The organism is Rhodococcus sp. DK176 (genome assembly GCF_038447315.2).
Lineage (GTDB): Bacteria > Actinomycetota > Actinomycetes > Mycobacteriales > Mycobacteriaceae > Rhodococcus_F > Rhodococcus_F jostii_A.
This window is the reverse complement of sequence record NZ_CP118321.2, coordinates 2,949,639-2,974,597: the sequence shown is the minus strand read 5'-3', so window position 1 is coordinate 2,974,597 and position 24,959 is coordinate 2,949,639. Positions and strand designations below refer to the sequence as shown.

The window sequence follows — 24,959 nt, the reverse complement described above, 5'->3', positions numbered from 1 at the left end:
CGAGTGGGGCTATCACGGCTCGGTGAGGTCGGTCTCGACCTCGATCACGGCAGGCTTTCCGCTGCCGAGGGCGGTCTTGAAGGCGCGGACGAAGTCGTCGCCGGTCCGTACCGCGGTGGCCGTCACGCCGTACCCCGCAGCGATGGCGGTGAAGTCGATCCCGGGAACGTCCATGCCGGGGGTCTCGCCGGACCCCAGCACCGTTGAGAACCAGCGCAGTGCGCCGTAGGTCCCGTTCTTGAGGATGACGATGATCACCGGAATGTCGTACTGCGCGGCCGTCCACAGGGCGGTGATGCCGTAGTTGGCCGAGCCGTCTCCGATCAGGCCGATCACCTGACGGTCCGGATTCGCCAGCTGGGCACCGACTGCGGCGGGCAGTCCGAATCCAAGCCCGCCCGATGCGGGGAAGAAGTAGCTGCCTTGGCGGGAGACGTCGGCCTGCGACCAGAACGCGCCGGTGGTGGACGTCGACTCCTTGACGTACACGGCGTCGTCCGGCGCAGTGCCGCGCAACAGTTCGAACAGCTCCTCCGGATGCACGCGCTCGGACGACGTCCTGGCCTGTGGGATGTCGGGCAGCGGCGGCAGGACCGGGCGGCGGCCCGGCGTCACGCTGTCGGCGAGGCGGGACAACGCATCCCGCACACCGCCGACCAGTGCGTCACCCATCGGGGCGCGGGCGGCCTCGCCGGGATCGCTGGTGAGGTGGATGAGCCGGGCGCCGTCGGGCAGGTACTCGCCGGGGACGAACTGGTGGTACCGGAACACGGGTGCTCCCGCGACGAGGATCAGGTCGTGCCCGACCAGTGCGTCGGTAATGCCCTGGACGGCGGCTGGCAGGACCCCGCGGAAGCTGCGGTGGCGGGTGGGGAACGGGCATCGTGACGGGGACGGAGCGATCCAGACGGGGGCGCCGAGTGCGTCCGCGAGACGGACCGCGTCGTCATTGGCGTACTCGGCATCGACTTCCGGTCCGAGTACGAGGACCGGGTTCTCGGCGCGGTCGAGGGCGTCGACGAGGGTGGCGAGTTGATCCGCACTGAGGGAACCGGCAGTGGTTGTGGCGCGGGTGAGGAGGTGCTTCGTCTCGGCGGGTGCTTCCTGCGCCCAGTCGTCGTACGGCACCGACACATAGACCGGACCCTTCGCGGGCAGGTTCGCGATGTGGATGGCCTGGCTGATCGACCGCGGCACGTCCTGCGCGCACGTCGGCTCGCAGGACCACTTGACCAGGGGTTTCGGCAGCGATTGCGCGTCCACGTTGGCGAGCATCACCTCCTGGCCGATGGTCGAGCGGACTTGTTGCCCGGCGGTGATGATCAACGGGCTGTGGGAGTAGACCGAGTTCGTGAGCGCGCCCATCGCGTTGCCGGTGCCCGCGGCGGCGTGCAGATTGACGAAGGCCGCGCCGCCACGGGCCTGGGCGTACCCGTCGGCCATGGCCAGGACGGCGCCTTCGTGCAGACCCAGGATGTAGCGGAAGTCGTCGGGCATCCCGGCGAGGAAGGGGAGCTCGTTCGATCCAGGGTTGCCGAAGATCGTGGTCAGGCCATGCGCCCGCAGTAGGTCATAGGTCGCTTCGCTGACGTCGGCCATCAGGTGTTCTCCATTTCTTCGCATGGTTCTCGCGGTGTGACGTGAACCACGGTAGGGAGCCGCGTCCTATAGGTCCAATGAATACTGTCGATCAGCACATAGACAGGATCTATATTATCGGTATGGCCGACGTGGACCTCAACCTCATCAGGACCTTCGTGCTGCTGTATGAAACGCGGAGCGTCACCCGTACGGCGGAGCTGCTGTTCATCACGCAGCCGTCGGTGAGCCATTCGCTCCGCCGACTGCGGCGGCAGTTCAACGACGACCTCTTCATCCGGTCGTCGGACGGCTTGGCGCCCACGGTTCTGGCGGCGAGTATGTACCCGCAATTGCATCAGGCGCTGGAGGTCATCGACGAGACCGTCTCCGGTGTCGGTCACTTCGACGCCGAGACGTCGGACCGAACCTTTCGGATCTGCGCCACCGATCTCGGGGAGATTTCACTGCTCCCCGGAGTGCTCGCGGCGCTGGAAACCCGCGCTCCCGGCTGCGCCGTGCAAGTAACGCCGCTCGATTTTGCCAGTGCTGCAGAGGAATTGCGTCAGGGTCGTGCTGACGCCGTCATCTGCACACCGCGCATCGACGCGCCGGATCTGCGCCGCGACCCCCTGTTTCGGGAAGGCTATGTCGGACTGTGCGCACTCGGGCATCCGCGGATCGGAGTCGAACCCGGACTGGACGATTTCCTTGCCGAACGGCACATCGTCGTCGACGCCGCCGCCGGGCACGTGGACGCTGATCAAGCCCTCGCGAGGATGGGGCGTCGCCGTGACATCGCCGTGCGGGTACCGCACTTCGCGGTGCTGCCGGAACTGGTGGCGCAGACCCGGCACCTCGCCGTGGTGCCGAGCCGGGTCGCGGAACTGTTCACCCGGTCCTCGCCCGTCCGCACGTTCGCGCTACCTGTCGAGATACCGAACGTCGAGGTGTCGCTCTTTACCGTGCGGCGGGCTCTCCCGTCGCCGGGCGTCGATTGGTTGCGGGAGTTGATAGCCGACGTCCTACAGGCTCCCGCCGCCGATTGGACATCCTGATGCAGTGGCGGCCGGGAGAAAGTTCGGGCGGATGTCCATGTCGGGTGCGTCGTAGAGCCGGTGAAACGTCGGAGTGAGTGCCGCCGACATCGGCGGGTTGATCCACGACCAGTCGGTGGGGCACTTCCGGCCGAGTGACTCTTCGCGTTCGACGTGGCTGATGAACTGCTTGGCGACGGTGTGATGATCGACCATGTGCACACCGGCCTGCCGGTAGCTGTGGATCACGGCGCGGTTCAGTTCGACCAGTGCGCGGTCGCGCCACAGCGTTCGCTCCGACGTCGTGTCCAGGCACAGCCGTTCGGCGATGGCGGGCAGCATGTCGTACCGATCCTGGTCGCTGAGGTTGCGGGCCCCGACCTCCGTGCTCACGTACCACCCGCTGAACGGGGCGAGGGGGTAGGTCAGCCCGCCGACCGAGAAACTCATGTTCGACACGGCGGGCACCGCATGCCACTTGAGACCGAGATCGGCGAACCAGGCGTAGTCGGGGTGCTCGATCTCGACCTCGAGCACCAGGTCGGGGGGAACGTCGTACCAGCGCAGCGGTTCGTCCGGGGTGCTGATCAACAGCGGCAGCACGTCGAACGGCGTGCCTGCGCCGCGCCACCCCATCTTCGTCACCGCCTCGGTGATGCCCACCTGCGCGGGGTCCCCGGTCACCGTCCCGTCCGCGTTGCGATAGCCCGCGTACCGGATCAGTTGCGGGCTGACGATCTTGTACTCGCGTCCGTCCGCCAGCGGTAGCGGACCGACCGTGATGACCGAGCGCAGGGCGCCGCCGTTCGTCGCGACCCGCAGGTGCTCCCAGCACGCCTCCGCGATCTCGTCCGCGGTGGTGACGTGCCGGGCATCGATCAGCTTCAGCGTGCGCCAGTGCTTGCGACCGACGCAGCGGGCGTGATTGCGCCACGCCAGCTGCGAGCCGACCTCGAGTTCCTCCACGGTGTGCTCGTAGCGGCCCGTCTCGGCCAGCGACTCCAGTGCGTCCGCGAGGCGGGCGGTGGGCAGGTGGGCCAGCTCGGGCTCGCTGAAGAATTCTGCGCACTCCCGCATCTGCGCTGCGGACCGCGACGTGACGTCCAGCGAGTACGACATAGTCCCTGTGCTGCTCACCCTTGACCTCCCGGCGATCGTGGATCCTGCGGCGGTCAGTATGTCAGCGAAGCGGGCACACTCGTCCACCGAGTGCGGACGGGGTGAGGAAATACCGCCGGCAGGCGGACCGTTGCCCCGGGGGTGAAGCTGTCGATTCTGGACCGGTCCCGCACGCGCCGGGGTGCGCCCGACTCTGCCGCGTTGACCGGAACGATCGAGCGTGCGGTGCATGCCGAACAGTGGGGATTCCATCGGTTCTGGGTCGCCGAACACCACGCCGTGCCGGGAATCGCGAGTGGGTCGCCGCCGGTGCTGCTCGCTGCCCTCGGTGCCCGCACCGACCGGATCCGGCTGGGCTCGGGTGGTGTGATGCTGCCGAATCATCAGCCTCTCGTGGTGGCCGAGCAGTTCCTGGTGCTCGAGGCGATGTACCCGGGCCGGATCGACCTGGGCGTCGGGCGGTCGCTGGGATTCACGAAGCCGGTGCGCGAGGCGCTGCGCCGCGACCGCAACGCCCCCGACACGTTCGCCGCCGATCTCGACGAGGTGCGGAGCTACCTCGAGGGCAAGGGGGCCGTGACCGCCCGGCCCCACGTGACGAGTCCACCGCCGATGTTCGTTCTCGCTACCCGGCGCGGGCTCGACTTCGCCGCGCAGGCGGGTCTGCCGGTGGTGGTCGGTGGGCCGATCCTCGGCGGATCGGGCGCCCGCGTTCCGGAACTGGACCGGTACCGCGACAGCTTCGTCCCGTCCGCGGGTAACCGGTCCCCGTACGTGATCGTCTCGCTCGAGGTCATGATCGCCGAGGACGAAGACCGCGCGCGTGAGCTGCTGCTTCCGGAGGCGTGGGCGCTGGCACAGTCGAGCCGGACCGGCGAGTTCCCGCCGCTCGAATCGGTCGCGGACATCCGGGGTCAGGCGTGGACTTCGCGGCTGCGCGAACAGGTCGACGCGTCGATCGCGAACTCCATTCACGGCACGGCCGAGCAGGTGAGAGTCGCGCTCGGGGCCCTGGCCGCGCGTACCGGTGCGGACGAACTACTGGCCTCGACGTCGACGTTCGACCGGGCCGCGCTGTTCGAATCCGATCGGCAGTTGTCGCTCCTGGACGTGTGAACACGCACGACGCACACGCTTGCCGCAAGCCTTGCGCAACTATTGACAATCTTGCGCAAGACGGTGGATAGTGTGTGTCGGCAGTCACAACGAACAGCGAGGCGGTAGCACCGTGGCACCCACCTTGACCGAGGTCGCACAACGCGCAGGGGTATCCCTGTCCACCGCGTCACGGGCATTCAGTGCCCCGGACCGGATCGGACCGGACACGCTCGCGCGGATCATCGCGGTCGCCGACGAGATCGGCTACCGGGCGGCGTCACCGACCCGCACCGACGTCGTGCGCCCCACCGCCACCACCGTCGCGGTCGTGGTACCCGACATCGGGCACACCGTGTTCGCGAGCTTCGTGAAGGCGGCGCAGGCTCAGGGGTGGCACCGGCGCCAGACCGTGCTCCTCACCGACACCGACGGCAGCGCCGACCGTGAGCGTGAGGTTCTCGGCGAGTTGCAGGGGCGCGTCGACGCACTCGTGGTCTGCGCTCCACGGCTGCCCGCATCGGACATCGTGCAGCTCGCCGGCGACACACCCTTGGTGCTCGTCAACCGCTCGTCACCCGAATGCGATTGCATCGTGGCGGATTCGGAAGACGGAATTCGCCAGGCCATCGACTATCTCGTCGCCCTCGGACACGAGCACCTGGCGTATGTCCAGGGCTCGCCGCAATCCTGGTCGAACCAACGCCGCGTCGCCGCGGTCGAGGAATTCTGCAAGGCCCGCGACGTGCAGCTGAGTCTGCTCGGCTGGCAGCAGGAAACCCTCGCGGGCGGTCACGCCGCGGCCGCGAGCGTGATCGCGACGGGTGCGAGCGCCGTGATCACGCACAACGATCCGATGGCCATCGGAGTGATGAACGGCGTCCGCGCAATGGGCTTCTCGGTGCCGGCCGACCTGAGTGTCGTCGGCATCGACGACTCGCCGCTGGCCGAACTCGCCAGCCCTGCACTCACGAGCATCAACGTGCCGATGGCACGAGCCGGTGTGCTGAGTCTGGACCTGGTGTTCCAGCGCGCGAACGAGCCGGACTCCGATATCCGAGAAATCCATCTCCCCACTCAACTGGTCGTCAGAGCTTCGGCCGGACCGGCGCACGATCGGGTGTTTCGCCCCGGAAAAGAGAGTCGCTAGATGAAAATCGTTGTTGCCGACAGCAACCTGATCCCGCACCGCCCCCGGCTCGAGGCCGCAGTTCCGTCGGATACACGGTTGTCGTGGCACGACAGCTTCGACGAGGCCGCCCTGATCGAGGATCTGGGCGACGCCGACGTCTACGTCGGGGGAAAGTTCACACCGTCCATGGCATCGGCTGCCGAGCGGCTGCGTCTGGTCCACGTCGCCGGTGCCGGCACGGACAACATCGCCTTCGATACCCTGACGCCGGACGTGCTGGTGGCGAACACCTTCCATCACGAGAAGTCGATCGCCGAATACGTCGTGGCGGCCACCGTGATGCTCCGGCGCGGCTTCGTCGCGCAGGACACGGCGCTCCGGCAGGGCGTCTGGGCGACCTCGGTCTACGACGACCGTCTCACGCAGTCGAATTCGCTGCAGGGCGCGCGAGTGGGCTTCGTGGGGTTCGGCCACATCGGCCACGCCACGTGGAACCTGTTCCGGGCATTCGGCGCGACAGGAGCGGCCGTGACCGGTCGTGGCAACGTCGACGCGCCGGGTGCGGGACTGGACTGGGCTGCCGACGTTTCCCAACTCGGGCGTCTCCTCGTCGAATCCGATGTCGTCGTGGTGTCCGCACCGCTCGACGACCGGACGCGGGGAATGATCGGCGCCGACGAATTGCGCGCGCTCGGCCGCGACGGGGTGCTGGTCAATGTGGGCCGCGGACCCCTCGTCCAGGAGCAGGCCCTGTTCGACGCACTGTCCTCGTCGACCATCGCGGCCGCGGCCATCGACGTCTGGTACGACTATCCCGGACCCGACGGTCGCGGGACGCCCAGCGCTCTGCCGTTCTCCGAACTCCCCAACATCCTGATGACACCGCATTCTTCCGGGGTCTCACAACAGACGTTCGTCGGCCGGGTCGACGACATCGCCGACAACATCACTCGACTCACGCGCGGTGAGCAACTGCGCAACGTCGTCGCTCCCGCCGTCGGCTCGAAAGGATCACGAGCATGACCGACAAGATCATCTCCGCGGACGTGCTGGTCTGCAGCCCCACCCGCAACTTCGTCACCCTGAAGATCACCACGGCCGACGGCGTCGTCGGCTACGGTGACGCCACGCTCAACGGCCGCGAACTGTCCGTCGCGTCGTACCTCCGGGACCATGTCGCGCCCTTGCTGATCGGGCGCGACCCGGCGCGGATCGAGGACACCTGGCAGTACCTCTATCGCGGCGTGTACTGGCGGCGCGGGCCCGTCACGATGGCCGCGATCGGCGCCGTCGACGTCGCCCTCTGGGACATCAAGGGCAAGACCCTCGGCCAGCCCGTCTACCAGCTGCTCGGCGGCGCCGTCCGCGACCGGGTGCTGTCCTACACCCACGCGACCGGGTGGGACGCGCCCGCGTTGCTCGACTCCGTCGATGCGAAGCGCGCGAAGGGCTTTCAGGCGATTCGGGTGCAGTCCGGGGTTCCCGGCCTGGATTCGGTGTACGGCGTGCACCAGGGCGCCACCGGATACGAGCCCGCGAGCCGCGGCGCCCTCCCGGTCGAGGAAGTGTGGGACACCGACGCGTACCTCAACCATGCACCCCGGATCCTCGAAGCCGTCCGTGAACACGTTGGCCCCGACCTCAAATTGCTCCACGACGCCCACCATCGGCTCACCCCGCAGCAGGCCGCGCGGCTGGGAAAGTCGGTCGAACACGTGGACCTGTTCTGGCTCGAGGACGTCACGCCGGCCGAGAACCAGGACGCGCTGCGACTGGTGCGCAACCACACCACCACACCCCTGGCGATCGGGGAGGTCTTCAACACGATCTGGGACTGCCAGCACCTGATCACCGAACAGTTGATCGACTTCATCCGCGTGGCCATCGTCCACGCGGGCGGAATCAGCCACGTCCGCAAGATCTTCGCGCTCGCCGAGGTGTATCAGATTCGTGGCGGCCCGCACGGCCCGTCGGACGTCTCGCCGATCTCCCTGGGTGCGAGTCTGCACCTCGGGCTCGCGACGCCGAACTTCGGAATCCAGGAGTACATGGGTTACGACCCGCTCGTCAGCGAGGTCTTCCCCCACGCGTGGTCGTTCTCGGACGGGCACCTCACCCCCGGCGACGTTCCGGGCATCGGAGTGAGCATGAACGAGGAACTCGCGGAGCAACATCCGTACGAGCAGGCCTATCTCCCGGTCGCCCGGCGCCGTGACGGCTCCATGACGGATTGGTGACGAGCATGTCCGAACCGACACTCTCGCGCCGAAACGTTCCCGCCGCGGCACTGATCCACCGGCGGGTGCCGGAAGGCACCGGGATCGTGCACCTGGGCCTCGGCAACTTCCACCGCGCACACCAGGCGGTGTACACCGCGCTCGCGATGGAACGCGAATCCGGACCGTGGGGCATCCTCGGTGTGGCGAGCCGCTCGAGTACCGTTGCCGATGCGATGAACGCGCAGGACCTCCTGTACGGCGTCGTCGAGATCTCGCCGGAGGGTTCTCGTGTGAGCGTCCCGGGTTCGCACACCGGAACCCTGGTGGCCGAACAGGACCCGGAGTCCGTCGTCCGCGCGATCGCGGACCCGGCGACGAAGATCGTCACGATAACGGTGACCGAACACGGGTACACGGTGTCGCCCGAGACCGGTTCCCTCGACCTCGACTCCGACGCCGTTCGCCGCGACCTCCGCGAGGTGCGGACGCCCCGCACCACGATCGGGCAGGTCGCCCGCGGACTGGCCCTGCGGGCGAGCACACACGCCGCCCCGGTCACGATCCTCAGCTGTGACAATCTGCTGTCCAACGGGCGTCAGACCGAAAAACTCGTCCGCGAGTTCGTCGGAACGTTCGCGCCGACTCTCCGCGATGAGCTGCTGTCCTGGATGGACTCGTCCGTGACGTTCCCCAACTCCATGGTGGACCGGATCGTGCCCTCCGGTTCGGACCGCTACAACGAGACGGCACTGGCACACCTCGGCGTGCGTGACACGATCGCCGTCCCCGCGGAGCCGTTCACGATGTGGGTCATGGAGGAGCGGTTCGCCGCCGGCCGTCCCGCCTGGGAGCACGGTGGCGCGCTGTTCACCGACGACGTCGAGCCCTACGAGCTGATGAAGGTCCGGCTGCTCAACGGGACGCATTCGCTCATCGCCTACCTCGGCGCACTCGACGGGCGGGCCACCATCCCCGAATCCGTCGCGCAACCGTTCGTCGAGGCCGCAGCGCGGCGCATCCTGTGCGACGAGTACCTGCCGACGGTCACCGTTCCCGAATCGGTGGACACGGACGACTACATCCGGCAACTCTTCTCGCGTTGGTCCAATACCGCTCTGGGACACCGCACCTCGCAGGTCGGATCCGACGGATCGGTCAAACTGGCGCAGCGCATCCCGATCCCCGCGCTCGAACACCTCCGCCGCGGTACTGTCCCGCAGTACCTTTCTCTCACAGTCGCGGCATACCTCTGCTGCATCGCCCCGCCGCCCGGGTTCGACCCCGGCCCCCACGCACGATCCATGACCGACCCCGCTCGAGCGCGCCTGGCAGGAATGGCCGACAACGCCGCGTCCACTACCGAATTCGTTCGCTCCGTCTTCGTCGACGGAGGTCTGTTTCCCAGCACTCTCGCTTCGCACACCGAGTTCGTCTCGCGAATCGCCGACTTCGTCGACATCATCGTCCGTCACGGGCCGGCAGTCGCCGCAGGCGAAGCATCCGATCCGGTCCCGGACCTCCGGACGATCACGTCGCTGCGGTCCAGCGCGACCATCTGACTCCCTCACCCCTTGCCCGGACAATTCCGGGAACCATCAATGGAGGAATCCATGGACACTACACTCGACCCCACGGTGAACCCGAAAACTCCCGGCCGCGCAGGCGGTACATCCCAGGCAGACCCGTCCGCGGTCCGCCGGGCGGCGTGGGCGGGGCTCATCGGCACCACGCTCGAGCAGTACGACTTCGTCATCTACGGCACCGCTTCGGCGCTGATCTTCAACACCCTGTTCTTCCCGAACATCTCGCCCGCGGCGGGCATCCTCGCGAGCTTCAGCGCCTACGCCGTCGGGTTTCTCGCCCGGCCGCTCGGCGGCCTGTTCTTCTCGCGGTACGGAGAACGTCTCGGCCGCAAGTGGGTGCTCGTCGCGACGCTGATGCTGATGGGCGGCGCGACACTGGGTATCGGCCTGCTGCCCACCTACAGTCAGGTCGGGCTGCTCGCACCCGCTCTCCTCGTCGCATGCCGATTCTTCCAGGGGTTCGGAGCGGGAGCCGAACAGTCCGGTGGTGCAACCCTTCTGACGGAGACGGCGCAGATAGGCAGGCGAGGTCGGCTCGCCGCCCTGGTGATGACGGGAGCCGCACTGGGCACGGCGCTCGGCGCAGTCGCGTGGATCGCAGCGCAGCTCCTGCCGGAAGAGCAGCTCATGTCCTGGGGTTGGCGTCTCGTCTTCATCAGCAGTCTGTTCGTCACGGTCGCCGCGTTCGTCATTCGCCGCAAGCTCAACGAGAGCCCGGTGTTCCAGGAACTGAAGGAGCAGCACCAGGTTCCGAAGACGCCGGTGAAGGAGATCTTCGCGAACGGCAAGAAGCCGCTATTCATCGTCATGTTCATGACCATCGGCATCAGCGCGCAGTCGTACACGTACCAGGTGTTCATGGCGTCGTACCTCAAGAACGACGTGCACGTCGACCCCACGTTCATTCCCAAGGTGCTGCTGGTCGGGGCCATCTGCGGCGGCATCGCGGCATACGGGTTCGGTCGTCTGTCCGACCGGGTGGGCCGCAAGCCGGTGTACATCTCGATCGTGATCGCCCTGATCATCCTGCCGGTGCCGACCTTCCTGGCCCTGAACACCGGCTCACACCTGCTGATCACGATGGCGATGATCGTCGGCTTCATCCTGGCCTGCCAGGGCGCCGTCGGCGTCACCATGAGCTACTTCCCGGAAATCTTCGGCTCCCGTTACCGCTACGCCGGCGTCACACTCGGCCGTGAATTCGCCTCGATCTTCGGGGGCGGTGTCGCACCACTGATCTGCGCGGCCCTCGTCACGGCCTTCTCCGGCTCGTGGATCCCCGTGGCCGTCTACATGATCGTGATGGCCGTGACCGTTCTGATCGCCTCGACGATGGCACCGGAAACCCGCGACCGCGACCTCACACTGGCCGCCAACTCCACCGACCGCGAGGTGACGGCGGCATGACCTCCTCCGTCATCGCGGTGCTGCGCGCCGCGCACGCCGACCGATACGCCCCCGTGGTGACCGTCCTCGCCAAGAACGGGGTGCGCGCCGTCGAGCTGACGATGAGCACGCCGGGCACCCTCGAGTCCCTGAACAGCATCCGGCGCGCCGCACCCGACGGCGTCGAGATCGGGGTCGGGACGGTCACCACCGTCGACCAGGCCCGCGCCGCCCTCGACGTGGGTGCCGACTACCTCGTGACCCCGACGACCAACCTCGACGTCATCGCCACCGCCGTGCGTGCCGGAGTTCCGATCTACCCGGGCGGATTCACCCCGACCGAACTGTGGAACGGATGGCACGCGGGTGCGACTGCCGTGAAGCTGTTCCCGGCGTCGGTGGTCGGGCCGGAGTACATCGGGCACCTGCGCGGCCCCTTCCCCGACATCCAGGTGGTTCCCTCGGGTGGGGTGGGCATCGAGGACGTCCCCGCGTGGTTCGCGGCCGGAGCGGCGGCGGTCAGCCTCGGCGGCCCGCTGATCGGGGACGCACTCCGCGGCGGCGACCTCGGGCAGCTGGCCGAACGATGCCGGCGCCTCGCCGACGTCGTCGCCGAACTGGAGGTCGCGTGATGACGGTGCTGACATTCGGCGAGACGATGGCCCTCACCAGGGCGGTCGACACCGGACCGCTCGCCCACACCTCCACGCTCCACGTGGGAATCGGCGGCGCCGAATCGAACTTCGCGATCGCGCTGCGGCGACTCGGCGTCGACGTCACCTGGATCGGGCGCGTCGGCCAGGACAGTCTGGGCGACCTGATCGAACGGGAACTCCGGGCCGAGGGAATCACCGCCGACGTCATCCGCGATCCGGATGCTCCGACCGGACTGATGGTGAAGGAGCGGCGAACCGCCACCGCCACCCGCGTCTGGTATTACCGGACCGGCAGCGCGGGGTCGCGGCTCACGATGTCGGACATCGCGGACGACCGCCTCGAGTCGGCGTCCCTGCTGCACGTCACCGGCATCACCCCTGCCCTGTCCGACACCGCCAGGAAGACCACCCTGCACTGCGTCGAACGGGCACGCGCACTGGGCATTCCGGTGTCATTCGATCTCAACTATCGCCGCGCGCTGTGGTCGCCGGACGACGCGGCCCCCGTCTTCCGTGAGCTGATCGCGTTGTCGGACATCGTCTTCGCAGGTGAGGACGAGGCCGCGATCGCGGTGGGCGACGGCACCCCCGCCGAACTCGTCGCCCGTGTCCGCGACCTCGGACCACGCGAGAGCATCCTGAAACTGGGGGCCCAGGGATGCCTGGCGATGATCGACGGAGAGACGTACTCCCTGCCCGCGGTGCCGGTGAGCGTGGTCGACTCCGTCGGGGCCGGAGACGGTTTCGTCGCCGGCTACCTCGCGGAACGACTGGCCGGCGTGGCACCCGCCGACCGGCTGCAAACCGCTGTGACAGTCGGGGCGTTCGCATGCACCGTGTCCGGCGACTGGGAGGGCATGCCGCGCCGGGACGAACTCGGGCTCCTCACCACCGCGGAACCCGTCACCAGATGACAGGCTCCGACCTCCGACAGAACTGGACTTCACCGATGAACACCAGCCCGACCACCGCTTCACACGCCATCGAGGTTCCGACGCACGCGCAGGCGGTCGTCGCCCACGGTGCGCAAGACCTGCGCGTGGAGGAGGTGCCTATCGCCGCACCGAAACCGGACGAAGCGGTGATCCGCATCGCCTACGGCGGGATCTGCGGATCCGATCTCCACTACTGGCAGCACGGCGCCGCCGGCGAATCGATCCTTCGCGCACCCATGCGGCTCGGACACGAGGCGTCGGGCACCGTCCTGATCGGTGCGACAGACGGAAGCGGTCCCGGCGCCGGCACCCCCGTCACCATCCATCCTGCGACCCCCGGCGGCGACAGCGCGAAGTATCCGGCCGATCGCCCCAATATCTCGCCCGGATGCACGTACCTGGGCAGTGCGGCGCATTTTCCGCACGCGGACGGGTTGTTCGTCAGCCACGTCGCCGTGCCGACCCGCATGCTCCGGGTCCTTCCCGACGGACTCGATCTGCGTCTGGCCTCACTGGCCGAGCCGGCGAGCGTGGCGTGGCACGCGGTCGCGCGGGCAGGGGAGGTGAAGGACCGGTCGGTCCTCGTCATCGGGGCCGGACCCATCGGCGCGCTCGTGGTGGCGGTACTGAAGCGTGCGGGCGCCGGGAAGATCACGGCGGTGGACATGCACGAGTACCCGCTGAGGATCGCGCGCGCCGTGGGCGCGGACGAGACCCTCACCGCCACCGCCACCGACGCCGACGCCGTCGCGGCGGTCGAAGCGGACGTCACCATCGAATGCTCCGGCAACCATCGTGGTCTCGCATCGGCGATACACGGCACGGCCCGCGGCGGCCGGGTCGTCATGGTCGGTCTACTTCCCTCCGGCGATCAGCCGGTACCCGTGTCGATCGCGATCACCCGGGAACTGGACCTGGTCGGCTCCTTCCGGTTCAACGACGAGATCGACGAGGTGGTGGCCGCCCTCGCCGACGGCTCCCTGGTGGTGGATCCGATCGTCACCGCCGAGTACGACGTCGCCGATGCGCTCACCGCCTTCGCATCGGCCCGGGATGCGTCCTCGTCGAGCAAGGTGCTCCTGCGCTTCTGATCCGGGGAACTTCGCCCCGGCCTCGTCTGCGGGACACGGTTGTCGCATGATGGTCTCGACGCACCCCCGAGGTCAGGAGAGCAAGCTGATGAAGGAATTCACCGCCTGGATCGCTCGCGAGAACGAGGGCGCCATCGGCCTCTCCCAGGAGACGGTCGACGAGTCGTTCCTGCCGCAGGGCGAGGTCACGATCCAGGTCGAGTACTCCAGCGTGAACTTCAAGGACGCGCTGGCTCTCACGCCGAAGGGTGGAGTGGTCCGCGAGTACCCCATCGTGCCCGGCATCGATGTGGCAGGCACCGTCGTCGAGTCGCAGTCCCCGGAGTTCTCCGTCGGTGACACGGTCGTCGCCCACGGCTACGACATCGGCACCGCCCGCCACGGCGGGTACGCGCAGTTCGCCCGTGTCCCGGCGGACTGGGTGGTGAAACTCGACGGCATGTCCACCCGCACCGCCGCCGCGATCGGGACCGCCGGTTTCACGGCCGCGATGAGCGTGGAGGCGCTGCTGTCCCGTGGTGTCGAGCCGGGAAACGGTCCGGTGCTCGTGACCGGTGCGAGTGGCGGCGTCGGCACCGTCGCCGTCGACCTGCTGTCGGCGGCGGGCTTCGAGGTGGTCGCGTCGAGCGGAAAGCCGGAGAAGGCGGCACTGCTCACCGAACTGGGCGCGAGCACGGTGATCGGACGCCTCCCGGAGCCCGACACGAAACCGCGTCCGCTCGGCAAGGCCCAGTGGGCCGCCGCCGTCGACTGCGTCGGCGGCGCCACCCTGGCGCACGTGCTCAGCACCATCGAATACGGCGGCGCGGTCGCGGCGAGTGGACTGACCGGCGGACCGAAGTTGGAGACCACGGTCCTGCCGTTCATCCTGCGGGGTGTCAGCCTGCTCGGCATCGACTCGGTGCAGTACCCGATCGACCAGCGGCGCCGGCTGTGGGGCCGTCTCGCGTCCGACCTCGCACCGTCCCGGCTCGAATCGATCACCCACGATGTTCCGATCGCGGACGTCGTCTCGGTGATCGACCAGGTGCGGGCAGGCACCTACTCGGGCCGGGCCGTGGTGGGCGTCGCCCCCGTGAGTACTTATTAACGTCCCGCGGTTAACAAGTACTCACGGGCGCCGGAGGCGCACGATCCAGGCACGGGAGTCGGCCGGGTCGATGACGTCGTCGAGTTCGAAGATCGTCGCCGCGTTCAGGGCCTTCCCGTGCTGGTAGGCGGCGTCGACGAGTTGTGCGAACGCGGTGTTGCGCTCGGCGGGGTCGTCGATGGCCTCGAGTTCCTTCCGGAATCCGAGCCGCACCGCGCCTTCCAGTCCCATGGCCCCGATCTCTCCGGTCGGCCACGCGACCGTGAACTCGGACGCGTGGAAGGAACCGCCCGCCATGGCCATCGCGCCGAGGCCGTACCCCTTGCGCAGGATGATCGTCCCGTACGGCACGGTCATCCGCGCGCCCGCGACGAACAGCTTGCCGAACCGGCGAACCGTGGCCTCCTTCTCCGAGTCGGGGCCGACCATGAATCCCGGTGTGTCGCACAGCGAGACGACGGGCAGGCCGAACGATTCGCACAGCTCCAGGAAGCGGGCCATCTTGTCCGCCGCGACCGCGTCGATCGCGCCGCCGAGGTGGTGGCTGCTGTTCGCGACCAGCCCGTACGGCGCCCCCTCCACCCGGATCAGCGCGGTGACGATGCCGACGCCGTGGTCGCGGCGTAGTTCGAGGACAGAGCCGACGTCGGCGATGGCTTCCACGGCACTGCGAACGTCATAGGCGCGCAACCGGTTCTCCGGGACGACGTGGCGTGCGAGCCGCTCGTCGGGGGCCTCCCACTCGGGCAGCGCGCCCTGGAAGTACGACAGGTACTTCTTCGCCAGTTCGACGGCGTGCGCCTCGTCCCTGGCGAGCAGATCGATGACGCCGTTTCGCCGCTGCACGTCGACGGGTCCGATGTCCTCCGGCCGGTACACCCCGAGTCCGCCGCCCTCCACCATCGCCGGGCCGCCCATGCCGATGTTCGCGTCGGGGGTGGCGATGAGGACGTCGCAGACTCCGGCGAGGGCGGCGTTGCCCGCGAAGCAGCGCCCGGAGACGACCGACACCAGCGGGACCTTCCCGTTCAGCGCCGCCAGCGACCGGAAGGTGTTCAGGTCCAGTCCTGCTGCCGGGCCGGCGTCGGTGTCACCCGGCCGTCCGCCGCCGCCCTCGGCGAACAGGACCACCGGGACTTGCTTGCGGCCGGCGAGTTCGATCACCCGGTCGGTCTTCGCGTGGTTGCGCATGCCCTGGGTTCCGGCGAGCACCGTGTAGTCGTACGACAGCACCACCGCCTGCGCGTCGCGCGAACCGAATACGTCGCCGTTGACGGTGGCGAGCCCGGCGACGAGCCCGTCGGCGGGGGTGTTCTCGATCAGGTCCTGCTCGGAGCGGCGGCTGCGCTGCGCGGCCAGGACGAGAGGTCCGTATTCGACGAAGCTGCCGGGATCGACCAGATCGTCGATGTTGGCCCGTGCGCTGCGCCGCCCGAGCTTCGTGCGCTTCGCGATCGCGGCGGGCCGGGCGGCGTCGAGGGTCACCTCGTGTCGCTGCCGGATCTCCGCCAGGTCTGCGCGCTCACGATCCAGATCGGTTGCGCTGTCGGCGACGTCACCGGCCTCCGATCCCGTGCGGCGGATCACGACCAACGGGTCGCCGGCGTTGACGTTCTGCCCGGGCGACACCAGATTCCGCTGGACCACCGCACCGGCGGGCGCGGCGATCACGTGCTGCATCTTCATGGCTTCGAGCACCACGAGCTGAGCACCCGACTCCACGGTCGCACCTTCTCCGGCAGCCTCCACGACGGTCCCGGCCATGTGGGCGCGCAGCACGTCCTCACCCGCCCGCAACTCGAGTGTTTCCGACGCCACCTCCGCCGGCTGGTGCACGTGCGCGGCGTCGACGAGCGCGCTCATCCGCTCGGCGAGATGGTCGGTGCCGACGACGCCGTCGGCGAAGCCGGGATCCGCCAGAATCGCCCGGAGGAAGCCGATATTGGTGGGGACGCCCTCGACGACGAACTCGGCGAGCGCCGCATCCGCCTTGCGTACTGCGGCCGAGAACGACGGGCCTCGCGAATGCACGATCACCTTCGCGAGCAGCGAGTCGTACCGCGGGCTCGGCGACAGTCCGGGCCGGCCGTAGGTGTCGACGCGCACACCCGGTCCCGTCGGCGGCGAGAAGACGGACAGGGTGCCCGCGGCGGGAACGGCCTGACCGTCGGGGCGCATCGTTTCCATGTTGACGCGGGCCTGGACGGCGATTCCACGCGCGGCGGCGGGGGTGCCCGACGTGTCGAGCCCCACGGCGCTGACGCCGTCGGGCAGCGACAGGTCCCCGTAGTCCGCACCCCGGGCGACGTCGATTTGCACGGCGACGAGGTCGACCCCCGTCACCTCCTCGGTGACCGTGTGCTCCACCTGGATTCGGGGATTGACCTCCAGGAACACGAAGCCGTCCCGGAACACCAGGAATTCGACGGTGGCGAGTCCCCGGTACCCGACACTGGCGCACAGCCGAGCCGCGGCCTCGTGCAGTTCGCTGCGCAGTCCCGGGTCGAGCCCCTGCGCGGGGGCGATCTCGACGAGTTTCTGGTGGCGGCGCTGCACGCTGCAGTCGCGGTCACCGACGGCCAGGGCCCGCGTCACACCCGCCTGCGGTGCCGCCACGACCTGCACCTCGATGTGCCGGGCGCCGTCGAGGAGTGCCTCGGCGAACAGTGCGGGGTTGCCGAATCCGAGTTGCGCCTCGGACGCGCACAGCCGGTACTCCTCCTCGACCCGGTCCGCGCTGCGGACGGCACGGATGCCGCGACCACCGCCGCCCGCGAGCGCCTTGATCATGATGCCGCCCGGGTGTTCCGCGAAGAACGCGCGGACGCCGTCCAGGTCGGTGGGACCGGTGGTCGCGGTGAGCACCGGCACCTTCGCGGCCACCGCGGCCTCACGTGCCGACGACTTGTCGCCGAAGATGTCGAGCACGTCGGGGCTCGGGCCCACGAAGGTCAGTCCGGCCTCGGCGCAGGCGCGTGCGAAAGCGGCGTTCTCGCTGAGGAATCCGTAGCCGGGGTGCACTGCCGTGGCACCGAACTCGGCGGCCGCGCCGAGAATGGCCCGGGGGTCCAGATACGCGGACGGGCCGGAACCGCGGAGCGCGACCGCTTCGGTTGCCGCGCGCACGTGGGGACTGTCCGCATCGTCCTCCGCGTAGACGGCGACGGTGTCGACCGACATCTCCTCGGCGGTGCGGATGATGCGGAGCGCGATCTCGCCACGATTGGCGACCAGCAGGGTCACTTGTACTCCTCGGCCAGGGCGAACAGGTCGGCCTTGCGGACCTTCCCGGTCGCCGTCATGGGTAGGGCGTCGAGCACCTCGACGGTGGGCACCTTGTAGGTGGCCATGTTCCGGGCGGCCCACTCCTGCAGTTCCTCTCCCGAGACCTGACGGTCGGGCAGGAGCTGAACGAACGCGAACGGCACCTGGCCTTTGCCCGGATCGGGCTTCGGCACCACCGCGGCCGACTGGATGTCGGGGTGCAGCATGAGCAGTGCCTCGACCTCGGAGGGGAACACGCTCATTCCGTTGGTCTTGATCATTTCCTTGTTGCGCGCCAGATAGTGCAGTGCGCCTTTGCCGTTCAGCTTGCCGACGTCGCCGGTCTGGAGCCATCCGTCGCGGAGCGCGGCAGCGGTGGCGTCGGGTTTGCCGTAGTAACCGGTGAGCAGCGACGGACTGCGCACGACGATCTGTCCGGCTTGCCCCACCGGCACGGGCGCCCCGGCATCGTCGACGATCAGCACGTCGGTGCCCGGAACCGGAAGTCCGCAGAACACGGGTTCGCTGAGCAGGTCTTCGTCGTCGGTCTGGAAGCCGAGCGTGATGGTGTCGGCGGTGTGCGTCTCCGTCATCCCGTAACTGGCTTCCCGTAGCACGTGGCCGGTGGCGTCGCGCCAGCGGCCGCGAATCGCGGGGTCGAGCTTCAGCACGAACGACACGGCCATCGCGTTGTCCAGCGTGGAGAAGTCTCGTTCGGCGAAGCCGGGCAGATCCATCAGTTCGACATAGTTGTCGACCGTCCCGACCATCGACGTCACCCCACGACTGTCGACGAGGGTCGCCGCGGCGTCCGGGTCCCAGCGGTTGAGGAGCACGACGGTGCCGCCGTTGATCAGCGGGTACAGGATGCCGAAGTCCTCGCCGGCGATCCAGAAGATGGGCAGGAACCCGAGGACCACCGGGGGAGCCTCGCCCACCTGCCTGCCGCCGGCCAGTGTCGCGGTGGCGGCGGTGTAGACCATGTGCGCCTGCGTGTGTTCGCAGCCCTTCGGCATCCCGGTGGTGCCGCCGGTGTAGTTCAGTGCCGCCAACGCGTCGGGATCCATCGGAATCGGCTCGGCGCGAACGGAGTTCATGATCTGCGCCCAGTCGGTGGGTGCGGAGGTGAGGGGGAACGGCGGTGCGACGCTGGGTTCGGCGGGCAGCAGGTCCGACAGGGCGGTGATCGCGACGTGCCGCAACGCCGTCTGGTCGAGCACGGAGTCGACCATGGCCGCGAACGAATCCTGCGTCAGCAGGATCTCCACGCCGGCGTCGTCGAGTACGTACGCCAGTTCGTGCTCCCGGAACAGCGGATTGATCGGGACGTGGACGGCGCCGATCTTCAGGATCCCGAGCATCGCCACATGGAACTGCGGACAGTTGGTGAGATGGACGCCGACGCGGTCGCCGGCGGCCGCGCCCCGCTGCAGGAGCCAGCCGGCGAAGCGGTCGGACAGTTCGTCGAGTTCGGCGTAGGTGATGGCACGACCGTAGAAGTCGATCGCGACGGTCTGCGGTCGTTCCGTCGCCCAGTGCCGCAGGTAGTCGATCACGGTGCGGCCCTCGATCGGGTACTCGACTGTCCGCGGTACCTGCGGTGGCCACGCGGCGTCCTGGAGTTCGCGTATCTCGGCGAGGGCCGATTCCAGGGCCGTGAGGTCACTCGAAGGCGAAGTGGGCATACCGAACTCCCGATTCTGTGCGGATTGTCGTTGCTAGGCGAAGCCGATGAGTCTTTCGGAGATAGCGGTCAGGTCGGCGGTGTACCTGCGCTGTTCACGGGCCGTCGCGTCGACCAGCCGGGCGGCGCCCGCGAGCTGGGCGTCGGCGAGGGTCTGCGCGATGCGGGCGGGCGGCGCGCACGGCGTGACGTCGCAGGTGGCGTTGATGCGCTCGATGAACCGGGTATAGCGGCGGATGAGCCGGGTCTGTACGGTGGTCCAGCTTCGGCCGACCTCGGGGTCGAGCCGGGCGCGGTGCCTGATCAGTTCGAGGACGCGTCCGTTGGTGTACACGGCTTCCACGAACGCTTTCGTGGTGGTGCGCAGCACCTCTCGCAGGTCCTCGCTCGCCGGTCCTTCCACGTGCTGCGACTCGAGGAACTCCTCGCACACGTCGGCGGCGACGGCGTGGAACACCTCCTCCTTCGACGAGAAGTAGGCGTAGAACGTTGCCCGCGACACTTCGGCCTGAGTGGTGATCACCTCGACGGTCGTTCGGTCGTAACCGAGTTCGGCGAAGCAGGCGCTCGCGGCGCGGAGGAGTTCGCGGCGGCGGGGACCGTCGTTGTCTTTCCGCGCCGATCGTGCCCGCTCCTGAGCCTCACTTGTGGTCACGGTCACAGTATGTGTTGATATTGACGTCAATGTCAATCTTCGGGTGTCACCTGCTCGATGCGGAGCGGGAGCGCGCTGTGGCGCCGCACGGACAAGCTGGGGACCCAACGTGGCTCGGAGTCCGCGGCGAGGGCGAAGCGGCCGGTGCGCGCGAGCAGTGCGGTGGTCGCGGCGAGCGCTTCCATGCGGGCGAGCGCCGATGCGACACAGAAGTGAACGCCCTTGCCGAATGCCAGATGCGAACGGATGTGCGGCCGGTCGAGCACTATCTCGTCCGGACGCTCGAACACGGCCGGATCCCGGTTGGCCGCACCCCACAGCAGGAGCAGGTGGCTACCGGCGGGCAGTTCGGCGCCGCCGAGCGTGGTGTCGGCAAGCACGTGCCGGTGATGCCCGCGGAACTGGGACGCGAGACGAAGCGCCTCGTCGAGGAACGCGTCGACGAGTGCGGGTTGTTGCCGGAGCCGGGCCTGAAGTCCGGGGCGGGTGGCGAGGAGGCGGGCGGCCCCCCGATCAGCCCCGCGGTCGATTCGCCGCCCGCGCCGACCAACTGGACCAGGACGAGTGTCGCCACGTCCTCGGAGAGTTCACTTGCATTGCATGCGTGCGCGAGGACACCCAGGAGATCCTCGCGCGGATTTGTCCTCGCACGCACGAGGTCGGCCCGCGGATAGCCGGCCAGTTCGGCCGCGGAGGTGACGAGGGGGCGGAGGCGATCCGCGGTGACGACCCCGCCGAGTATTTCCGTGCTGTCGTAGGCCCACGTCAGGAGCTGGGGTACGTCCGACTCGGTCAGACCGATGAGATGCGCGACCATCGCCGGCGGCAGTCGGTTCGCCATCGCGGACGCCCAATCGATCTGCCCGTCGCGGAGCCCCTCGTCCCACAGCGTGTCGACGAGCGAGTGCACGGTCGGGGTCAGCGCGCGGATGCGGCGGCCGAGCGTCGTCAGCACGAGTGTGCGATGGTGCAGGTGCGCCGGGTCGTCGGCGGTGGCCGCGATCGAAGATGTCGATTCCGCGGGTCGGCGTGTGGGTCATCGACAACGTCCATGGTGATCCCGCAAGCTCGGACCTCCACCGGGACGAGATCGGCGCCCAGCGCGCACCCGCAAGGGTTGGCGCTCGTCTCGATAGACGATCCTTGGGTTCGTGCGGTGATCGCAACACCACTGATCAAAGGGTGTTGCACATGGCGAAATATTCTCATCGGATGGTTCCGGAGATCTTTCAGACGTTCTGGTCGGGGATGGCGGCGGGTGAGTTCATCACGGGCGCGGCCGAGGCGGCCGGCTCGTATCGCAAACAGGGTGCTCGGTGGCTTGCGGCCTGTGGTGGGGTGCGTCCCCGGCGTGGCCGCAACCTCAAGGGCCGGTGTTTGACGTTCGCGGAGCGGGAAGAGATCGCCATCGGCATCGCCGCAGGTCACACGCTTCGTGAGATCGCGAAAGCCTTGAACCGGAGTCCGTCGACGATCTCACGCGAGATCGCCCGCAATTGTGAGCCGTCCGGGCGGTACCGAGCCAGATCGGCTCACGCAGCCGCCTACCATCGGGCCTCGCGGCCCAAGCCGTCCAAGCTCGCCATCAATCCGTCGCTGCGCGAGACGGTCGAGAATTCCCTGACCGAGCGCCACTCACCCGAGCAGATCGCGGGCCGCCTCCGACTCGATTTCCCCGACGATCCACAGATGCGGGTGAGCACCGAGACCATCTACCAATCGCTCTACCAACCCTCCCGCGGCGGACTCGAATACACCCTCACTCGATCGTTGCGGACCGGACGTGGGCTGCGCCGACCCAGTCGGAAGGCCGGCCAGCGCAAGAATCGGATCCCCGATATGGCCAACATCGCGGACCGCCCCAAAGACGTGAAAGACCGTGCAGTACCGGGACATTGGGAGGGTGATCTCATTGTCGGCAAACGGAATCTGAGCGCGATCGGCACACTCGTCGAACGTTCGACCGGCACCGTCATGCTCGTTCATCTGCCCGACGGATACAAGCCCGAGCAGACCGCGCCCGCGTTGACCGAACAGCTCGAGACGCTGCCCACGAGCCTGCGCCGGACCCTGACGTGGGACCAGGGTTCGGAGATGCGGGACTGGAAGAGCGTCAGCGCGGCCACCGGGATCGACATCTACTTCTGTGATCCACACGCACCCTGGCAGCGCGGGACCAACGAGAATACGAACGGCATTCTCCGTCAGTACTTCCCCAAAGGTTCGGACCTGAGTGTGCACTCGAAAGCAGACCTGGAGTGGGTCTCACGGCAACTCAATGAGCGCCCCCGGAAACGGCTAGAATTTCGCACACCCATCGAAGAGATGGAACGACTGCTGTTGCGATGACCGCCAGAATCCGCCGATCCCCAAACGGCCTCTCGGAGAGACTCGATGTCTGGCACGTTCTCGACGCTTCGGTGGTGTTACTGGTGAAACCACGGACGTCAGAACGGTCACACTGGTCGAATGAGCATCACACGGTGTGTCGATCTGTCGGCCGCGCGCTGGCTCGAACAGCGGGACGAGGACTGGCGACGGCTGGCGGCTCGGGGGCCGGTCGCCTTCGACAAGTACGCACGCCTACGGTTCATCCCAGACCCGGCCTATCCGGCACAACCGGAAGGCGATGCCCAACGCGACTCAGAGGGTCTGTCCGACAACAAACAATTCGGGGTCGTCCTGGCCGAGCCTGCCCGTCACACCGGCAGGCCTGATGACTGCTACTTCTGCATCTGGGACGGGTGGCCGAGTTTCACCGCCGACGATCCGACGCCGAAGATCTCGATCCCGAACCGCGACTACTTCTTGTTCCACGGCACCCTTGCCGACGTCGCCGACTGGAACGCCCAGATCAAGTCACTGCTGGATGACGTGGGGGACCAGGTGACGCACCTCCCCCCGCGTTCGTGTGGCCATCCGATCACGCGTGGTGCGTGACCTGCGACGTCGATCCTCACTTCGCGTCGATCGGCGCAAGCCCGGACGCGATCGATCGGCTCGTGGCCGACTCGCGTGTTGACGTCGTCGTCGACGATCCCGACACCGAACCCCCGTACTACTCCTGAGTGAAAGCCCTTTCTTGGTTCAGGCGTGGGATCGACCTGTTCACCGGACGAGTCCGGCGACAGATAGAGGCGGGGGTGGAATTGGGAAGGGCCGATTGAGGATCCGCTTACGGAACCACCTGTCCGCCGGCGCGCTGTCGGTCGGAGTGCCCCGCTGGTGGGTCGGCTACTGGCCTGTGCGGCGCCGACGATCCGTGGGCCAGGGGCCACCCCGGAGCGGTCGGTCGGCGAGCGTGCGTTTCTCGTTGTCACGGAACCGTGGTTCGTAGTGGTGGAAGAACACCTTGCCGACCAGGTCGCGGCGGCTGTGCACGCCGGTCTTGTCGAAGATGCTCTTCAGATGTTGCTGCACGGTCTGTGCCGACACGTGTAGTTCGGCGGAGATCTGCGAGGTCGACGCCCCTTGCAACACCATCGCGGTGACCTCCTTCTCGCGCTGGGTCAGCCCGTACGCCGACATCAGCAGCGGATACAGGCGGCTCGGATGGGCCGGCTCCACGATCACCGCGATCCGCCGCCTGCCCGTCGATGTCAGGCATGCCCCGTGCAGCACCAACCACGCCCCCGACCTCGACAGCACCCGCGAGATGGCCACGTCGCCCAGCCGGTCGCGGTCTTCCACACACCGCAATACACGACCGGCGAGAGTGATCACCGCGGCCGGCAACTCCCCCCGATCCCAGTCCCCGCCCGGCAGATCCACCATCCACCGGTCGACCCCGGGCGTCGCGGATTCGATGTTCCAGTTCTCGTCGAGGACGAGCAAACCCGGCGAATCGGCATACTCCGGTTCCTCGGCCTGCCCGTACAGCAGTGCGCGGCGGGCCCCGCCCGCGAGGATCGGCGCGATCTCCTGCACGAACGACTTCTCGGTTTCCGAGAACATCGGCATCCCCTCGTCGCGATAGAGGCTCAGCGCTCCCCACGTTTCTCCCGTGCGCGTGCGTAACCGTGCGATCAACTCCTGGTCGCCGCCGAGTGTCCGGTTCCGGCGCCAGCGCGGACTTCCCGACGGATCACCGTGCGCGGCTTCGTGCAACGTGGAAATCCCTTCGGCCGAACGCATTACGTCGGGGATGGACTGAACGTCGTCCTCGTAGTACTCCGCGGCCAGCCATTCGCCGGGAAATTCGTCCATGCCGAAGTGATAGTGACTGGTCATCAGCATGGACACGGGGTCGAGGGTGAACCAGCACGGCGTCCAGTAGTACGGGACGACACCGGCGACGACGTCCGACGCGTCCCGCCACAGCGAGACCAGGCCGCGTGGTGCGGCGCACAATCGTGCGACCTTGTCTGCCGCGCACTGCACGGAATCCACGCTCACGAGTCAATCGTACGAGCGCGGATCGGCGCCGGAAATACCA

21 protein-coding genes are annotated in these 24,959 nt (G+C 68.0%); 14 read left to right on the top strand and 7 right to left on the bottom strand.

Features of this window, described 5'->3' with window-relative positions; translation table 11 throughout:
* Nucleotides 1-12: 12 nt before the first annotated feature.
* Nucleotides 13-1,599, bottom strand: a complete 1,587-nt coding sequence (gene mdlC / locus PSR88_RS14070; protein WP_016882342.1) for a benzoylformate decarboxylase — start codon at nt 1,597-1,599, stop codon at nt 13-15.
* A gap of 122 nt (nt 1,600-1,721) precedes the next feature.
* On the opposite strand from mdlC, the gene PSR88_RS14065 reads away from it, so the two are divergent.
* Nucleotides 1,722-2,636, top strand: a complete 915-nt coding sequence (locus tag PSR88_RS14065) for a LysR family transcriptional regulator (protein WP_016882343.1) — start codon at nt 1,722-1,724, stop codon at nt 2,634-2,636.
* Here the strand turns inward: PSR88_RS14065 and PSR88_RS14060 are convergent.
* Nucleotides 2,604-3,734 carry a nitric oxide synthase oxygenase gene (locus PSR88_RS14060; RefSeq protein WP_029539092.1) on the bottom strand — a complete coding sequence of 377 codons (1,131 nt, stop codon included), beginning with the start codon at nt 3,732-3,734 and terminating at the stop codon, nt 2,604-2,606. The genes PSR88_RS14065 and PSR88_RS14060 overlap by 33 nt on opposite strands.
* Nucleotides 3,735-3,875: 141 nt before the next feature.
* On the opposite strand from PSR88_RS14060, the gene PSR88_RS14055 reads away from it, so the two are divergent.
* The 10 genes from PSR88_RS14055 to PSR88_RS14010 all read left to right on the top strand — a co-directional run bounded on the left by PSR88_RS14055 (nt 3,876) and on the right by PSR88_RS14010 (nt 14,921).
* A complete protein-coding gene (locus PSR88_RS14055; protein ID WP_016882344.1) occupies nt 3,876-4,850 on the top strand; it encodes an LLM class flavin-dependent oxidoreductase in 975 nt (324 codons plus the stop codon).
* Between the two features lie 112 nt (nt 4,851-4,962).
* A complete protein-coding gene (locus tag PSR88_RS14050) occupies nt 4,963-5,979 on the top strand; it encodes a LacI family DNA-binding transcriptional regulator (protein WP_005250920.1) in 1,017 nt (338 codons plus the stop codon).
* The gene (locus PSR88_RS14045; RefSeq protein WP_016882345.1) at nt 5,980-6,984 is read left to right on the top strand and encodes a 2-hydroxyacid dehydrogenase; all 1,005 of its coding nucleotides are present in this window, start codon (nt 5,980-5,982) and stop codon (nt 6,982-6,984) included.
* Nucleotides 6,981-8,198, top strand: coding sequence for a D-mannonate dehydratase ManD (gene manD / locus PSR88_RS14040; protein ID WP_011595487.1), 1,218 nt, complete (start codon nt 6,981-6,983; stop codon nt 8,196-8,198). Before PSR88_RS14045 ends, manD begins: the two co-directional genes overlap by 4 nt.
* Before the next feature lie 5 nt (nt 8,199-8,203).
* A complete protein-coding gene (locus tag PSR88_RS14035) occupies nt 8,204-9,739 on the top strand; it encodes a mannitol dehydrogenase family protein (RefSeq protein ID WP_029539093.1) in 1,536 nt (511 codons plus the stop codon).
* A 51-nt stretch (nt 9,740-9,790) separates the two neighbouring features.
* On the top strand, nt 9,791-11,170 hold the full coding sequence (locus PSR88_RS14030; protein WP_020476797.1) for an MFS transporter: 1,380 nt from the start codon (nt 9,791-9,793) through the stop codon (nt 11,168-11,170).
* The gene (locus tag PSR88_RS14025; RefSeq protein ID WP_016882347.1) at nt 11,167-11,781 is read left to right on the top strand and encodes a bifunctional 4-hydroxy-2-oxoglutarate aldolase/2-dehydro-3-deoxy-phosphogluconate aldolase; all 615 of its coding nucleotides are present in this window, start codon (nt 11,167-11,169) and stop codon (nt 11,779-11,781) included. The genes PSR88_RS14030 and PSR88_RS14025 overlap by 4 nt, the downstream gene beginning before the upstream one ends.
* The gene (locus PSR88_RS14020; protein ID WP_016882348.1) at nt 11,781-12,719 is read left to right on the top strand and encodes a sugar kinase; all 939 of its coding nucleotides are present in this window, start codon (nt 11,781-11,783) and stop codon (nt 12,717-12,719) included. The genes PSR88_RS14025 and PSR88_RS14020 overlap by 1 nt, the downstream gene beginning before the upstream one ends.
* 35 nt (nt 12,720-12,754) lie before the next feature.
* Nucleotides 12,755-13,831 carry an L-idonate 5-dehydrogenase gene (locus tag PSR88_RS14015; RefSeq protein ID WP_016882349.1) on the top strand — a complete coding sequence of 359 codons (1,077 nt, stop codon included), beginning with the start codon at nt 12,755-12,757 and terminating at the stop codon, nt 13,829-13,831.
* 88 nt (nt 13,832-13,919) lie between these two features.
* On the top strand, nt 13,920-14,921 hold the full coding sequence (locus PSR88_RS14010) for an MDR family oxidoreductase (RefSeq protein WP_029539094.1): 1,002 nt from the start codon (nt 13,920-13,922) through the stop codon (nt 14,919-14,921).
* A 21-nt stretch (nt 14,922-14,942) separates the two neighbouring features.
* On the opposite strand, the gene PSR88_RS14005 is transcribed toward PSR88_RS14010, so the two are convergent.
* From PSR88_RS14005 to PSR88_RS13990, 4 genes are read right to left on the bottom strand one after another with little or no spacing between them, the layout of a single operon-like run.
* Nucleotides 14,943-18,164 (bottom strand): acetyl-CoA carboxylase family protein, encoded by a 3,222-nt coding sequence (locus tag PSR88_RS14005; RefSeq protein ID WP_011595481.1) that lies wholly within the window; start codon nt 18,162-18,164, stop codon nt 14,943-14,945.
* Nucleotides 18,161-19,870 carry an AMP-binding protein gene (locus tag PSR88_RS14000; RefSeq protein WP_016882351.1) on the bottom strand — a complete coding sequence of 570 codons (1,710 nt, stop codon included), beginning with the start codon at nt 19,868-19,870 and terminating at the stop codon, nt 18,161-18,163. Before PSR88_RS14000 ends, PSR88_RS14005 begins: the two co-directional genes overlap by 4 nt.
* A gap of 33 nt (nt 19,871-19,903) precedes the next feature.
* Nucleotides 19,904-20,530: a TetR/AcrR family transcriptional regulator gene (locus tag PSR88_RS13995; RefSeq protein ID WP_029539096.1), complete on the bottom strand. Its 627-nt coding sequence runs from the start codon at nt 20,528-20,530 to the stop codon at nt 19,904-19,906.
* Between the two features lie 26 nt (nt 20,531-20,556).
* Nucleotides 20,557-21,054 carry a cytochrome P450 gene (locus PSR88_RS13990; RefSeq protein WP_411755677.1) on the bottom strand — a complete coding sequence of 166 codons (498 nt, stop codon included), beginning with the start codon at nt 21,052-21,054 and terminating at the stop codon, nt 20,557-20,559.
* A gap of 661 nt (nt 21,055-21,715) precedes the next feature.
* Between PSR88_RS13990 and PSR88_RS13985 the strand changes: the two genes are divergently transcribed.
* The 3 genes from PSR88_RS13985 (at nt 21,716) to PSR88_RS13975 (ending at nt 23,592) form a co-directional block, all read left to right on the top strand.
* Complete coding sequence (locus PSR88_RS13985) at nt 21,716-22,873, top strand: IS30 family transposase (RefSeq protein WP_342338222.1); 1,158 nt, start codon at nt 21,716-21,718, stop codon at nt 22,871-22,873.
* 120 nt (nt 22,874-22,993) lie between these two features.
* Nucleotides 22,994-23,464: a hypothetical protein gene (locus tag PSR88_RS13980; protein WP_029539109.1), complete on the top strand. Its 471-nt coding sequence runs from the start codon at nt 22,994-22,996 to the stop codon at nt 23,462-23,464.
* The gene (locus tag PSR88_RS13975; RefSeq protein ID WP_272942756.1) at nt 23,461-23,592 is read left to right on the top strand and encodes a hypothetical protein; all 132 of its coding nucleotides are present in this window, start codon (nt 23,461-23,463) and stop codon (nt 23,590-23,592) included. The genes PSR88_RS13980 and PSR88_RS13975 overlap by 4 nt, the downstream gene beginning before the upstream one ends.
* Nucleotides 23,593-23,758: 166 nt before the next feature.
* Here PSR88_RS13975 and PSR88_RS13970 read toward each other — a convergent pair whose 3' ends face one another.
* Nucleotides 23,759-24,904: a LuxR C-terminal-related transcriptional regulator gene (locus PSR88_RS13970; protein WP_029539110.1), complete on the bottom strand. Its 1,146-nt coding sequence runs from the start codon at nt 24,902-24,904 to the stop codon at nt 23,759-23,761.
* Nucleotides 24,905-24,959: the final 55 nt, after the last annotated feature.